Genomic DNA, 14,429 nt, shown 5'->3' with positions numbered 1-14,429 from the left:
GAAGCTGCTCAGCATGCAGGGCGCCCGCATGGCGACCCGGATTAGCCGCCATAAACTGCTCATAAAAATAAAAGGAGCACCTGAATGTCTTTGGCTGATATTCGTCTGGACGATAAATACCGGCTCGCGACCGGCAATCTGTATCTGACCGGCACCCAGGCGTTGACCCGTCTGCCCATGCTGCAAAAACAGCGTGATGAGGCCCGAGAGCTGAACACGGCCGGTTTCATTTCCGGTTATCGCGGCTCGCCATTGGGCAATCTCGACAAAAGCCTGTGGGAGGCCAAGGATTACCTCAAACAGAACGCCATCCATTTTCAGCCGGGCGTCAACGAAGAGTTGGCGGCAACAGCGGTGTGGGGCAGCCAGCAGGTGAACCTGTTTCCCGAGGGCAAATACGACGGCGTGTTTGCGCTCTGGTATGGCAAAGGCCCCGGTGTCGATCGCTGCGGCGACGTGTTCAAGCACGCAAACTCGGCCGGTGTCGCTGCCAATGGCGGGGTACTGGTATTGGCAGGTGACGACCATGGCTGCAAATCGTCGACCATCGCCCACCAGAGTGAACATGCGTTCATTGCCTCAATGATTCCGGTGCTTAACCCCAGCAACGTTCAGGAAATCCTTGATTACGGCATTATTGGCTGGGAATTGTCACGCTACAGCGGGTGCTGGGTGGCGATGAAAACCATTGCCGAGAACGTCGACTCTTCCGCTGTTGTCGAGGTCGATCCGCTGCGTGTGACCACGCAGATTCCAGAGGACTTCGAGATCCCCGAAGGCGGCCTGCACATTCGCTGGCCGGATCCGCCGCTGGCCCAGGAAGCACGGCTCAATACTTACAAAATCTACGCAGCGCGCGCATTTGCCAGAGCGAACCAACTCAACAAGGTGGTCCTTGATTCGCCCCATCCGCGGCTGGGCATCGTCACCACAGGTAAATCCTATCTGGACGTACGTCAGGCCCTGGAAGAACTGGGCATTGACGAAGCGTTGTGCGCTCAAGTGGGTATTCGCGTGCTCAAGGTCGGCATGAGCTGGCCGCTGGAGCCGGTCTCAGTGCATGGTTTCGCCGAAGGTCTGGACGAGATCCTGGTGGTCGAAGAAAAACGCAGTGTGATCGAGGATCAGTTAACCGGTCAGCTTTACAACTGGCCGGTGGAGCGGCGTCCTGTGGTGGTCGGTGAGTTCGACGAACAGGGCGAGTCGTTGCTGCCCAACCTCAGCGAACTGACGCCTGCGATGATTGCCCGCGTCATTGCCAAACGCCTTGCGCCGTTCTACAGCAGCCCGCAAATCGAAGCGCGCTTGCAGTTTCTGGCAGACAAGGAGCAAGCGCTGCAAGCGCCACTGTTCAACACTCAGCGGACCCCTCATTTCTGTTCTGGCTGCCCGCACAACACCTCAACCCGCGTCCCTGAAGGCAGCCGCGCCTTGGCAGGTATTGGCTGCCATTACATGACTATCTGGATGGATCGGGCCACGGAAACCTTCACCCAAATGGGTGGCGAGGGCGTCACCTGGATTGGTCAGGCACCTTTTACCAATACCCCCCATGTGTTCCAGAACCTCGGCGACGGTACTTATTTCCACTCGGGTCACCTGGCGCTACGCGCTGCGGTGGCATCCGGCGTCAACATTACCTACAAGATTCTCTACAACGATGCGGTAGCGATGACGGGCGGTCAGCCCATCGACGGTGTACTGCGCGTCGACCAGCTCAGCCGCCAGGTTTTCAATGAAGGCGTGCTGCGTATCGCTCTGGTGTCGGATGAGCCTGATAAGTACCCAAGCCGTGATGGCTTTGCTCCGATCACCACCTTTCACCATCGACGGGACCTGGACAGCGTGCAGCGCGAGTTGCGCGAGTTCAAAGGCGTCTCGGTGATCATTTATGACCAGACCTGCGCAACGGAAAAGCGCCGTCGGCGTAAACGCGGCACCATGAAGGATCTGGAAAAACGCGCGCTGATCAATACAGCCGTGTGCGAAGGGTGTGGTGACTGCGGCGTCAAGTCAGGCTGTCTTTCCGTGTTGCCCAAAGAGACCGCTCAAGGCCGCAAGCGTGAGATTGACCAGAACGCCTGCAACAAGGACTTCAGCTGCGTCGAAGGTTTCTGCCCGAGCTTTGTCACCGTGCATGGCGGCAAACTGCGCAAGCCTGCGCCGCCGACGCAGGTCCAGCGCTTTGTGACCTTGCCGGAGCCGCACCTGCAAAGTCTGGAAAAGCCCTTCAACATTCTGCTGTCTGGTGTTGGTGGTACGGGTGTGACGACTGTCGGTGCAATGCTGGGCTTCGCCGCAAACCTGGAAGGCAAGGGCTGCAGCGTGCTGGATCAGGCCGGGCTCGCACAGAAATTCGGCCCTGTGGTCAGCCACATCCGCATCGCGGCGCGTCAGGACGCGTTGTTTGCGGTACGCATCCCGGCGGGCGAAGCCAACCTGCTATTGGGTTGCGATCTACTGGTGGCGGCTGGCCCGGATGCCATCGCGAAACTCAACTCAACCTTTTCTCATGCGGTGGTTAATAGCCAACAGACGCCGACGGCTGAGTTCACCCGCAACCCGGATGCCGTGTTCCCCGGCGAAGCGATGAAGCAGACCATCCGTGATGCGGTCGGCGCGGAAAAAACTCACTTTGTCGAGGCTACAGACCTGGCGATTCGCCTGCTTGGGGATACCATTGCCAGCAACCTGTTCATGTTGGGCTACGCCTTTCAGCTGGGTTTCATCCCGTTAAGCTCGGCGGCGATCGAAAAAGCCATCGAACTCAATGGCGTGGCGGTGACACTCAATCAGCAAGCGTTCCTCTGGGGGCGGCGTGCGGCGCATGATCTGGGCGCAGTGCAATCGATTGCTTACCCTCAAGAGCAGGTCATTGAAGAGCCTCAGCCTGTCGACCTTGCGCAGCGCATCAAAGCCAACGTTGCGGCGCTGACCGAGTACCAGAATGCTGCTTATGCCGGGCGTTATAGTCGTCTGGTTGAAAACGTGCGCCAGACCGAAGCGCGTTTGTTCCCGGGGCAATTGGCGGTGCTGACTGAAGCTGTGGCCTTCAGTCTGTTCAAGGTGCTGGCGTACAAGGATGAGTACGAGGTTGCGAGGCTCTACAGCAATGGCGACTTTAAACGGCAGTTACAGGCGCAGTTCGAGGGTGATTACCGGCTTGAATTCCACCTGGCACCGTCGTGGCTGGCCAGACGTGACAAGCAGACAGGGGAGCCGCGCAAGCGCAGTTTCGGCCCGTGGATGATGAAGGCATTTGGTGCGCTGGCGAACCTCAAGTTCCTGCGCGGCACCGCATTTGACCCGTTCGGCCGCAGCCTGGAGCGCAAGCAGGAGCGGGAGCTGATCGAGGCGTACATCAACGACATTGAGCTGATCCTGCTGAACCTCAACGCGATGAATCGGCACACCGCATTGGAGTTGGCTCGCTTGCCGGAGAAAATTCGGGGTTATGGCCATATCAAGGAGCGCGCCATGAAAGCTGCGAGCCTGCATGCTGAGCGTGTACGCCATAGCCTGGTGACGGGAGAGGTCGTGCCACCGAAGCTGTTTGAGGTGGCTGTCTAAACCCTCATAGGCATTGGTCATCAGGTAGTGAATCGCGGGCAGGTCTAGCACCCACATTCCTTGTGGGAGCCGGGCTTGCCCGCGATGCTGATGTTTGTATTTTGCAGGCCAACCAGGTTGCTCTTATCGCGGGCAAGCCCGGCTCCTACAGAACTTGCGCGACGTCGTGGGGGCCGCTTTAACCGGGACGGAGGTAGTTCATTCTGCCGTCCCGTCAATCTCCACCAGCACCGCGCCCTCACTGACCATCTCACCCTCGCTGCAATGCACCACGGTGACCACGCCAGCGCTGTCCGCGCGGATGCTGTGTTCCATTTTCATCGCTTCCAGCACCACCAGCTGCGTACCCGCTTCGACACTCTGACCGACCTCAACCAACACCCGCACGATGCTGCCATTCATAGGTGCTGTCAGGCCGCCTTGCGTGGCCTGGCTGGCGCCTGATGCGGTCATCGGGTCGAAGCGCCTGATCACATGCAGATCGCCAGCCCATTTGAGGAACAAAGTGTTATCTCGGCGCAGAGCGAGGTGCTGTTGTTGCACTCCGTTTTGTGTGACCTGCAGCCGATCACCCTTCAGTTGATAGGATGCAGGGTTGTCACCGCCAAGCTTCATGACCTGTTCCTGGCCGTCACAAACGAGATGCAGGTCGACTTCATCCACGCATCCAAAGCGCGTGCCAAGCGTCGACGACCAGGGTGAATGCACATCATCCTGACGAACCCGGGCAGGTTCACTCTGGCTGAATGCGGCAGCGGCAGCTTGCCAGAAATCATTCGACAACTGAGCCGCTTGTGGCAGTAGTTGCGCCTGATGCCTGGGGATGAAGTCGGTGTCCAGCTCTGCCGCAGCAAATGCCGGATGGGCAATGATGCGTCGCAGAAACGGCAGGTTGGTCTTGACCCCGCCGACCACGAACTCATTGAGCATTGCCAGTAGCCTCAGGCGGGCTTGTTCGCGGTCCTCACCCCAGGCAATCAACTTACCGAGCATGGGGTCGTAAAACGGTGAGATGCTGTCGCCCTCTGCCACGCCGCTGTCAACCCTGCGCCCGGTATTGGCTGTGCACTCTCGATAAAGCTCCAGAGTGCCAGTGGCGGGCAGGAATTCGTTGTTGGGGTCTTCAGCATAGAGGCGTACTTCGATGGCGTGGCCGAGCAGGGGGACTTGCGCCTGAGTCAGCGGTAGCGCTTCGCCCCGTGCTACCCGTAATTGCCATTCAACCAGATCGAGGCCGGTAATCGCCTCGGTGACGGGATGCTCTACCTGCAGCCGCGTGTTCATCTCCATGAAGAAGAAATCGCCCCGTGCGTCGAGCAAAAACTCTACGGTGCCCGCACCCACATACCCAATACTTTGCGCTGCTTTGACGGCGGCTTCGCCCATGGCTTGGCGCAATTGTGTACTGAGGCCCGGAGCAGGTGCTTCTTCGACGACTTTTTGATGGCGACGCTGGATCGAGCAGTCGCGCTCGTTGAGATACAGGCAATGGCCGTGCTGGTCGGCGAACACCTGGATTTCCACGTGACGAGGCTTGAGCAGGTATTTCTCCACCAGCATGCGTGAGTCACCGAAGGATGACGCGGCTTCACGCTGCGCTGATGCCAGCGCCTCGGCGAGATCCTCTACGCGCTCCACGACTTTCATGCCTTTACCGCCGCCGCCCGCAGTGGCCTTGAGCAGTACTGGATAACCAATCCGCTCGGCTGCATCGCTAAAGGTCGTCAAATCCTGAGCGTCGCCGTGGTAACCCGGCACTAATGGTACGCCAGCACTTTCCATCAACGACTTGGCGGCGGACTTGCTGCCCATGGCATCAATAGCGGAGGCGGGCGGGCCGATGAAAATCAGACCGGCGTTTTCGATGGCACGAGCAAACTCTGCGTTTTCAGAGAGAAAGCCGTAGCCGGGATGAATGGCCTGCGCGCCACTGGCCTGCGCAGCCGCAATTACCTTGTCGATTCGCAGATAACTGTCTGAAGCCTTACTGCCCCCTAAATCGACTTTGATATCGGCTTCTCGGGTATGACGTGCATCTTTATCTATGGCGCTGTGGACCGCGACAGTGGTCAGGCCGAGGCTTTTCGCGGTACGCATGATGCGGCAGGCAATTTCGCCACGATTGGCGATCAGCACGCTCGTCAGTGTCGGGACGCTCATGAACGGGACTCCTTGGGCTGTTCGACCTGCCAGACGGGTTGGCGTTTTTCCAGAAACGCGCGCAACCCCTCCTGGCCCTCGGCGCTGGTGCGAATCCGCGCAATACTATTCTCGCAATATCGGCGTAATGCCGGAGTCAGCGCACCATTGCCGACCTCTCGCAGCAGGTCTTTGCTGGTACGCATGGCTTGCGGGCTGTTCAGCAGCAAGTTATCGGTCCACTCGGATACCTGTTGCTCCAGTTGTTGCGCAGGATAGTGCTCGGCGATCAAACCGATTTCCCGGGCGCGCGTACCGTCGAAGCGCTCCGCAGTCAGCGCGTAGCGACGTGCCGCGCGCTCTCCTATAGCCTGAACCACAAACGGGCTGATCACCGCGGGCGCCAGACCAATGCGCACTTCGGACAGGCAGAACTGCGCGTCCACGCTGCCGATGGCCATATCACAGCAACTGATCAGTCCCAACGCCCCTCCGAACGCTGCGCCTTGCACTACGGCAAGCGTAGGAATTTTCAGCTTGGCGAGGTTGTACATCAGCTCCGCCAGTTCGCGGGCATCATCCAGATTGGTGTTGTAGTCCAGATGGGCTGACTGCTGCATCCAGGCCAGATCCGCTCCTGCGCTGAAGTGTTTGCCGCGTCCGCGAATGATCAGGAAACGCAGGCTGGCATCAGCCTGAACCGCATCCAGTGCGAGAATCAGTTCACGGATCATCTGCGCATTGAACGCGTTGTTCTTTTCGGGCCGGTTCAGCCAAAGGGTCGCGTAGCCCCGAGGGTCACGAAGCAGTTCTACGGTTTGAAAATCAGTCATGGGCATTTCCTGGTCACATCCGAAACAGGCCGAAAGTCGTCGGTTCAATGGGCGCGTTCAGTGAGGCGGAGAGGGCCAGGGCCAGAATCTCCCGGGTTTGCGCCGGGTCGATAACGCCGTCATCCCAGAGGCGTGCGCTGGAGTAGTACGGATGTCCCTGGTGTTCATACTGATCAAGGATGGGTTGCTTGATGGCCGTTTCCTGAAGTGCGCTGAATGGCTCGCCACTGCGCTCGGCCTGTTCACGTTTCACCTGAGCCAGTACGCCTGCGGCTTGTTCGCCGCCCATCACGCCGATTCGGGCGTTAGGCCACATCCACAGGAACCTGGGGTCGTAGGCGCGGCCGCACATCCCATAGTTACCGGCACCGAAGCTGCCACCAATGATCACGGTAAATTTCGGAACTTTGGCGCACGCCACAGCCGTGACCAGCTTTGCACCGTGCTTGGCGATGCCTCCCGCCTCGTATTTCTGGCCGACCATGAACCCCGTGATGTTTTGCAGGAACAGCAGCGGAACGCCGCGCTGGCAGGCCAGTTCGATAAAGTGGGCGCCTTTCTGCGCGGCTTCCGCAAAGAGAATGCCGTTGTTGGCCAGAATCGCGATGGGATAGCCATGCAGTCTCGCGAAGCCGCAGACCAGCGTGGTGCCAAACAACGCTTTGAATTCGTCGAAAACCGAACCATCTACCAGGCGAGCAATGACTTCGCGAACATCGAAAGGCTGTTTGGCGTCGGCAGGGATAATCCCGTACAGCTCTTCGGCAGCGTACAGCGGAGCAACGGGGGTGACGCTGTTGAGTTGGCCGAGCTTGCGCCAGTTGAGGTTGGCCACGCTGCGCCGGGCGAGCGCCAGTGCGTGTTCATCGTTATCGGCGTAGTGGTCGGCAACGCCGGAGGTGCGACAGTGAACATCCGCGCCGCCCAGGTCTTCGGCAGTGACCACTTCACCGGTCGCAGCTTTGACCAGCGGCGGCCCGGCAAGAAAGATCGTCGCCTGCTGGCGAACCATGATCGCTTCGTCCGCCATGGCAGGTACATAAGCGCCGCCGGCCGTGCATGAACCCATGACCACTGCGATCTGCGGGATGCCTTGGGCGCTCATGTTGGCTTGATTGAAGAAGATCCGTCCGAAGTGCTCGCGGTCCGGGAACACCTCGTCCTGTCGCGGCAGATTGGCGCCCCCTGAGTCCACCAGGTAGATGCACGGCAGCCGGTTTTGCTGGGCAATGGCTTGAGCACGCAGGTGCTTTTTCACGGTGAGCGGATAGTAGGAGCCGCCTTTGACCGTCGCGTCATTGGCGATGATCATGCATTCCACACCTTCAACACGACCGATCCCGGCGATCACACCTGCGGCGGGTACCTCTTCGTCGTAGACCTGCAGAGCGGCCAGTTGGCCAATTTCCAGAAAGGGCGAGCCTGTATCGAGCAAGCGGTTGATGCGCTCGCGAGGCAGCAGTTTGCCTCGGGAGGTATGCCGCTCCTGAGCTTTTGTACCACCGCCTTGCTGAATGTCTGCAAGCAGGGTGCGCAGCGCGTGAACCTGCTCCAGCAGGTTGGCACTGTTGCTGGTGAATTCCGGGGATCGTGTGTTGATACGGGACTGGAGGGTGGCCATGGTTACTCCGGGCTTTGTCGCACGGCAAACTATATTTTTGTAGGAGCTGCGGAACGCTGCGAGGCGGTACCGTTGATAAAACCGCTTCGCAGCCTTCGGCAGCTCCTACAGAATGTGGGTCAATCAGCGGGGCACTTCATTTCGATTCATTAAACAATTCGCGCCCGATCAACATCCGCCGGATTTCACTCGTACCTGCGCCGATCTCGTAGAGTTTGGCGTCGCGCAACAGGCGGCCAGCAGGGAATTCGTTGATATAGCCGTTGCCGCCCAGAATCTGGATCGTTTCCAGCGCCATTTGTGTGGCCCGCTCAGCGCTGTACAAAATGATCCCGGCGGCGTCCTTGCGCGTTGTTTCGCCGCGTTCGCAGGCTTGGGCCACAGCGTATAAGTAGGCGCGGCTGGCATTCAGTTGGGTGTACATGTCAGCGATCTTGCCCTGTATCAGCTGGAACTCGCCGATACTCTGGCCGAACTGCTTGCGATCGTGGATATAGGGCACTACCACGTCCATGCAGGCCTGCATGATCCCGGTGGGGCCACCGGAGAGGACGACGCGCTCATAATCCAGGCCGCTCATCAACACTTTCACGCCGCCATCCAGATCCCCGAGCAGGTTCTCTTCCGGGACTTCCACGTCGTCGAAAAACAACTCGCAGGTGTTGGAGCCACGCATACCCAGCTTGTCGAACTTGTTGCCACGGGAGAAACCTTTCCAGTCCCGTTCGACGATGAACGCGCTGATGCCATGAGCCGCCTTTTGCAGGTCGGTCTTTGCGTAGATGACATAGGTGTTGGCGTCGGGGCCGTTAGTGATCCAGGTCTTGCTGCCATTGAGGACAAAGCGGTCGCCACGCTTCTCGGCGCGCAGCTTCATGGACACAACATCGGAGCCAGCGTTTGGCTCGCTCATGGCCAGGGCGCCCACATGTTCACCGCTGATGAGGGAGGGCAGGTACCTGGCTTTCTGGGCCGGGTTACCGTTGCGATTGATCTGGTTCACGCACAAGTTCGAATGCGCGCCGTAGGACAATGCAACGGAAGCCGAGCCGCGACTGATTTCCTCCATTGCCACTACATGCGCCAGGTAACCAAGGTCTGCGCCGCCGTATTCTTCATCGACGGTAATACCCAGCAAACCCATGTCGCCAAACTTGCGCCACAGGTCGGCGGGAAACAGATTGTCTTTGTCGATCTGAGCGGCACGAGGTGCGATTTCAGCCGCGACAAATGACTGAACCTGATCACGCAACATGTCGATTGTCTCGCCCAGAGCGAAATTAAGGCTGGGGTAACTCATGGTTAGCGTTCCTTTTTATTTTTGGATGAGTCGCTATGACCTTTACGTTAACGTAAGCCTGTTGGCAGAGGTGTGTCAATGCAATCTCGTAAGTGCGACGGTCAGGCGCAAGAAGTGCTTTGCTGTTGCTTCTGATTCAGCAAATTTGTGTCATGCACGAATCTTATGTACGCCACGAGAATAGCGTCGGAAGGCTGAGCGCAGGAGCGGTGGTGTGGGTCGCTCGGCATGGATGCCGAGCGAGCGCCGTTGGGCCAGGGATGGCCCGTCGGCGCGTGCCCGCACCACAGCTCCGGAGTCGAAGGTACCCCTGCGAAGCAGGGGCCGGACGTCAGCGCAAATGGTTTTGGTTACTTTTGTCGAAACAAAAGTGACCCGGCCGACAGGACGGAACCGAACTCAGCGACGCCGCAAATACATAATCAAACCCCAGACAGCACGAAGGGGAGCCTGGGCTCCCCTTCAAGGTATTTCTCGATGCTCTTTTTTATTGTTGGGCGGCCTGTTGTTGTTTTTGTTGGCCGTACCCTTACTGCTGTTTTTAGCGATCCCCATTCAGGATCAAGAGCAAACGTATTTTTTTGAGCGCTGATGCGGCTTTTATCTCGTCGATCCAACCAGGTCGGGCGCTACCTGACGGTAGTTTTATTGTTCTCTGTCCGGTTGCGAGGAGCTCTTTCAAGACCCTCCGAAAAGCTATCCACTCCAAAAAAATCTGTTAGCTGCGCCTCTGTCCGTGTTGTTCTTGTTATGTCAGAGCCGATACGTCTTGTTTTTATTGGGTTACTGCATTTTTTTATTTTTGTTGTACTGAAGATAGAGCAGGAGCCGTGCCAGTTTTTGAAAAGCCTTATAAAACGGGGGTTTGAGAGACGTGCTCAGCTCAGGACTCAATAAAGCACGCTGTCAGCTGTTTCCGTGTTACCCGTTTTTTCCTGCCTGATGCGGGCAGGGTAACACTCTGCGGCAACATGTCGCACCTCAGGCCGACAAACGAGCCCTTGCCACGCGAGAGCCATTGGGCTTGCCCAGCACATCGCAAATCTGCTGACCAGCAGCTATCAGCCGATCCAGATCCACACCGGTATTGATGCCCAGCCCGTTGAGCATGTAGAGCACATCCTCGCTGGCGACATTGCCACTGGCACCTTTGGCATAAGGGCAGCCACCGAGCCCGGCCACCGAGCTGTCGAACACATGAATGCCCTCCAGCAGGCTGGCGTAGATGTTGGCCAGCGCCTGGCCGTAAGTGTCATGGAAATGGCCGGCGAGCTTGCTTCGGGCGATACGTCCAGTGACCACATCGAACAGTTCGCGGGTCTGGCCAGGTGTGCCCGTGCCGATCGTGTCTCCCAGTGAAACCTCGTAACAGCCCATGGCAAGTAGCTCGTTGGCCACAGCCGCAACCTGCGCAGGCTTGATGTGACCTTCGTAAGGACAACCCAATACGCAAGACACATAACCGCGGACCTGAATGCCATGCAGGCGGGCGGCCTGCAAAACAGGGACGAAGCGTTCAAGGCTTTGACTGATTGAGCAGTTGATATTGCGCTGCGAAAAGGTCTCGGATGCCGAGGCGAAAACCGCCACCTCTTTCACCCCTGCGACCAATGCGTCTTCAAAGCCACGAAGATTCGGCGTCAGTGCCGCGTAGGTGACGTTGTCTCTGCGCTGGATCCGGGCAAAGACGTCTGCCGACCCTGCCATTTGCGGCACCCATTTGGGCGATACAAAGCTGCCAACTTCGATATGGCTGAGACCGGTTGTTGAAAGCTCGTCGACGAGATTCACTTTGTCCAGAACGCTGATAGGCCGTGCTTCGTTTTGCAGACCGTCACGAGGGCCTACTTCAACCAAGCGTACTTTTTCGGGTAAAGGCATGTCCGGCTCCTCTCGAAAGATTCGAGAATGATTCAGTAATCAATTGATATTTATAGTTTTATTTAGCTCAAGCTTGCATCGTTCTTCCGCGCTGTCCAGTTCCAGCTGCATCTGCTGGATGTCCAGCAGTTGCTGTTCTAGCTGGGCGCGGCGCTCACCGATTTTGCCGAGCATGGTATGGAGCTGTTTGTGATTACCGCCGGAGGGGTCATAAAGCTCGATCAACTCGCGGCATTCGGCAAGAGAAAAGCCGATGCGCTTACCCCGCAATATGAGCTTGAGGGTGACCTTGTCTCTTGCCGAGTAGATACGCTCCAGGCCACGTCTTTCGGGGGCTAGCATGCCTTGCTCTTCGTAGAAACGGATCGCCCGCGTGGTGATATCCAGCTCGCGGGCGAGGTCGGAGATGCTGTAGGTCTGACTGGTCATGAACGCGCTCGGCAAAAGCAAAGGCTTAACCTAAGGTTCCCTTTACGTTCACGTCAAGCAGCAAGTGCTGCTGGTCTGACTCAGCTTGATGGCTTGGATTGTATTTCTGTGGGAGCCGGGCTTGCCCGCGATGCGTAAACCACGATCTGACCGTGGTGCAGAGTTACCCCCACCGTGGCCAAGCCCGGCTCCCACAGTAGATGGTTTATGTCTGATAACTATATTAATAACAATGAGTTGAGGTTATATATTCAAGCTACTTCTAGCTTGTTTTCCTGCGCAGTCACTTGCTGACACAGCTCGATTATCTGCTCACGCATCCAGCGGTTAGCCGGGTCCTGATCGGTGCTTTCGTGCCAGTACAGGTGAGTTTCGACTGCCGGAACATCATGCACAGGGAGGGGGAAATAGCGCAGCTCGTGGCGTTTAGCAAAGCGTTCCGGCACGGTCATGACCATATCGGTCTGTTGCAGGACTTGTGAGGCCATCAGGTAATGTTGCGAGCGCAAGGCAACCTTGCGCTGAATGCCCATTTTGCCCAGTGCCAGGTCGACATAGCCCAGGCCGCTGCGACGGCTGGAAATATGGATATGCGACAGGGCCAGATAGTCCTCCAGCTTGAAGACTTCTCTAGTCGCAAGGGGATGACCCTTACGCATGGCGCAGACGTATTTGTCGGCCATCAGCTTGACGTGACGTACTTGCGGGTCGGTATTGAGCGGCGCGTCCACGGCAAAGTCCAGGCGTCCGGCGGCCAGTTCCTTGGTCATCTCCCGGCGTTTTGACAGAAAGCTTTCGATGGTGACCTGCGGGGCCAGGCGACGCAGGCGTTGAAACAGGGCTGGCAGGACCACCGCTTCCGTCAGGTCGGTCATGCTGATCCGGTAATTTTTGACGGCCTGGAGCGGCGTAAAAATCCGGCTTTCCTGTACAGAAACCCGTAACAGCGCCAGTGCATTGCGTACCGGTCCGATAATGTTTTGCGCCATGGGCGTAGGCACCATGCCTTGAGCTGTGCGCACGAACAACGGGTCGTTGAAGGTTTCACGCAGCCGCGCCAACGCATTGGACACAGCGGGCTGGGTGATGCCGACAATCTGTCCGGCGCGAGTCAGATTGGCTTCGGTGTAGATCGCGTCGAAGACAATGAAAAGGTTGAGATCGACCTTGCTCAGGTTCATTCAGTACGCCTCGTGTGCTGTTCTTGTTTTATCGCTTCCTGGACGAAGCGTGGCCCGATCATATATCGGTTATGAATGTTTATACACGCTGAGAATAGGTTAGATAAATGTTGGTTGGAGGCCTAGCATCGTCACATGACCTTACAAACCTCACTCAGAAGGTAGCTGCCCATGGATTTTGCTTACTCCCCGAAGGTTCAGGAACTGCGCGAGCGCGTGACGGCGTTCATGGATAACTATGTTTATCCCGCTGAACCGGTGTTCGAGCGGCAGGTCGCTGAGGGGGATCGCTGGCAGCCTACGGCGATCATGGATGAGCTCAAGTCCAGGGCCAAAGCTGAAGGCCTATGGAATCTTTTCCTGCCTGAGTCCGAACTGGGTGCCGGGCTGACCAATCTGGAGTACGCGCCGCTGGCGGAGATCATGGGCCGTTCGCTGCTTGGGCCTGAGCCGTTCAATTGCTCGGCGCCTGACACGGGCAACATGGAAGTTCTGGTGCGCTACGCCAGTGAGGAGCAGAAGAAACAGTGGCTCGAACCGTTACTGCGCGGCGAGATTCGCTCGGCGTTCGCCATGACCGAGCCCGATGTTGCATCCTCCGATGCCACCAACATGGCAGCCCGTGCCGAGCGTCAAGGCGACGAGTGGGTCATTAACGGGCGCAAGTGGTGGACTTCAGGTGCTTGCGATCCACGCTGCAAGATTTTGATCTTCATGGGCCTGAGCAATCCTGACGGGCCGCGTCATGGGCAACATTCGATGATCCTGGTGCCGACAGACACTCCTGGAGTGAAAATCGTCCGTGCATTGCCGGTGTTTGGCTATGACGATGCGCCACATGGGCACGCAGAGGTTGTCTTCGAGAATGTGCGGGTGCCATACGAAAATGTGCTGCTCGGTGAGGGCCGTGGCTTTGAAATCGCCCAGGGGCGTTTAGGGCCGGGCCGCATTCATCACTGCATGCGTTCGATAGGCATGGCCGAGCGTGCACTGGAATTGATGTGCAAACGAGCGATCAGCCGTGAGGCATTCGGGCGACCATTGGCGCGATTGGGCGGTAACGTCGACAAGATTGCCGACTCGCGAATGGAGATCGACATGGCGCGCCTGCTGACGTTGAAAGCGGCCTACATGATGGACACGGTGGGTAATAAAGTCGCGAAAAGCGAAATCGCCCAGATCAAGGTGGTTGCGCCCAACGTCGCGTTGAAGGTGATCGACCGCGCTATCCAGATTCATGGCGGCGCAGGGGTTTCCAATGACTTCCCGCTGGCCTACATGTACGCCATGCAGCGCACGCTACGCCTCGCCGACGGCCCGGATGAAGTTCACCGTGCGGCGATAGGCAAGTTCGAGATTGGCAAATACGTGCCGAAGGAAATGCTGCGGGGCTGAAGCTTTCAGGACGCTGGAATGCGGCTTGTTGGAGCGAACCGAGATGATAATGCGGGACGGGGCGAGTAGTTCTGTAGGAG

The 14,429-nt window shown here is 57.8% G+C and carries 9 protein-coding genes; 2 read left to right on the top strand and 7 right to left on the bottom strand.

Annotated features, from left to right (window positions below):
- Nucleotides 1-84 precede the first annotated feature (84 nt).
- On the top strand, nt 85-3,570 hold the full coding sequence (locus tag AUC61_RS24235; protein ID WP_243248746.1) for an indolepyruvate ferredoxin oxidoreductase family protein: 3,486 nt from the start codon (nt 85-87) through the stop codon (nt 3,568-3,570).
- 198 nt (nt 3,571-3,768) lie between these two features.
- Here AUC61_RS24235 and AUC61_RS24230 read toward each other — a convergent pair whose 3' ends face one another.
- From AUC61_RS24230 to AUC61_RS24200, 7 genes are all read right to left on the bottom strand, one after another.
- A complete protein-coding gene (locus tag AUC61_RS24230; protein WP_243248745.1) occupies nt 3,769-5,730 on the bottom strand; it encodes an acetyl/propionyl/methylcrotonyl-CoA carboxylase subunit alpha in 1,962 nt (653 codons plus the stop codon).
- Nucleotides 5,727-6,542 carry a gamma-carboxygeranoyl-CoA hydratase gene (locus AUC61_RS24225; RefSeq protein ID WP_243248743.1) on the bottom strand — a complete coding sequence of 272 codons (816 nt, stop codon included), beginning with the start codon at nt 6,540-6,542 and terminating at the stop codon, nt 5,727-5,729. Before AUC61_RS24225 ends, AUC61_RS24230 begins: the two co-directional genes overlap by 4 nt.
- 13 nt (nt 6,543-6,555) lie before the next feature.
- Nucleotides 6,556-8,163, bottom strand: a complete 1,608-nt coding sequence (locus AUC61_RS24220; RefSeq protein ID WP_243248741.1) for a carboxyl transferase domain-containing protein — start codon at nt 8,161-8,163, stop codon at nt 6,556-6,558.
- 136 nt (nt 8,164-8,299) lie between these two features.
- A complete protein-coding gene (locus tag AUC61_RS24215; RefSeq protein ID WP_243248739.1) occupies nt 8,300-9,463 on the bottom strand; it encodes an isovaleryl-CoA dehydrogenase in 1,164 nt (387 codons plus the stop codon).
- A 981-nt stretch (nt 9,464-10,444) separates the two neighbouring features.
- Nucleotides 10,445-11,344 carry a hydroxymethylglutaryl-CoA lyase gene (locus AUC61_RS24210; RefSeq protein ID WP_243248738.1) on the bottom strand — a complete coding sequence of 300 codons (900 nt, stop codon included), beginning with the start codon at nt 11,342-11,344 and terminating at the stop codon, nt 10,445-10,447.
- Nucleotides 11,345-11,383: 39 nt separating this feature from the next.
- Nucleotides 11,384-11,773, bottom strand: a complete 390-nt coding sequence (locus AUC61_RS24205) for a MerR family transcriptional regulator (RefSeq protein ID WP_243248736.1) — start codon at nt 11,771-11,773, stop codon at nt 11,384-11,386.
- A gap of 251 nt (nt 11,774-12,024) precedes the next feature.
- On the bottom strand, nt 12,025-12,954 hold the full coding sequence (locus tag AUC61_RS24200) for a LysR family transcriptional regulator (protein ID WP_243248735.1): 930 nt from the start codon (nt 12,952-12,954) through the stop codon (nt 12,025-12,027).
- A 171-nt stretch (nt 12,955-13,125) separates the two neighbouring features.
- Between AUC61_RS24200 and AUC61_RS24195 the strand changes: the two genes are divergently transcribed.
- A complete protein-coding gene (locus tag AUC61_RS24195; RefSeq protein ID WP_243248732.1) occupies nt 13,126-14,349 on the top strand; it encodes an acyl-CoA dehydrogenase in 1,224 nt (407 codons plus the stop codon).
- Nucleotides 14,350-14,429 lie beyond the last annotated feature (80 nt).

Origin of the sequence: Pseudomonas maioricensis, from assembly GCF_022790535.1 — a bacterium.
In the GTDB taxonomy this organism is placed as follows: Bacteria; Pseudomonadota; Gammaproteobacteria; order Pseudomonadales; family Pseudomonadaceae; genus Aquipseudomonas; species Aquipseudomonas maioricensis.
The sequence above is the reverse complement of the archived record's forward strand: the minus strand, read 5'-3'. Positions and strand labels throughout refer to the sequence as shown.

Coding starts and splice junctions, on each gene's coding strand:
- AUC61_RS24220 (WP_243248741.1), bottom strand. CDS start 8,163: ATGGCCACCCTCCAGTCCCGTATCAACACACGATCCCCGGAATTCACC.
- AUC61_RS24195 (WP_243248732.1), top strand. CDS start 13,126: ATGGATTTTGCTTACTCCCCGAAGGTTCAGGAACTGCGCGAGCGCGTG.
- AUC61_RS24215 (WP_243248739.1), bottom strand. CDS start 9,463: ATGAGTTACCCCAGCCTTAATTTCGCTCTGGGCGAGACAATCGACATG.
- AUC61_RS24205 (WP_243248736.1), bottom strand. CDS start 11,773: ATGACCAGTCAGACCTACAGCATCTCCGACCTCGCCCGCGAGCTGGAT.
- AUC61_RS24225 (WP_243248743.1), bottom strand. CDS start 6,542: ATGACTGATTTTCAAACCGTAGAACTGCTTCGTGACCCTCGGGGCTAC.
- AUC61_RS24200 (WP_243248735.1), bottom strand. CDS start 12,954: ATGAACCTGAGCAAGGTCGATCTCAACCTTTTCATTGTCTTCGACGCG.
- AUC61_RS24235 (WP_243248746.1), top strand. CDS start 85: ATGTCTTTGGCTGATATTCGTCTGGACGATAAATACCGGCTCGCGACC.
- AUC61_RS24230 (WP_243248745.1), bottom strand. CDS start 5,730: ATGAGCGTCCCGACACTGACGAGCGTGCTGATCGCCAATCGTGGCGAA.
- AUC61_RS24210 (WP_243248738.1), bottom strand. CDS start 11,344: ATGCCTTTACCCGAAAAAGTACGCTTGGTTGAAGTAGGCCCTCGTGAC.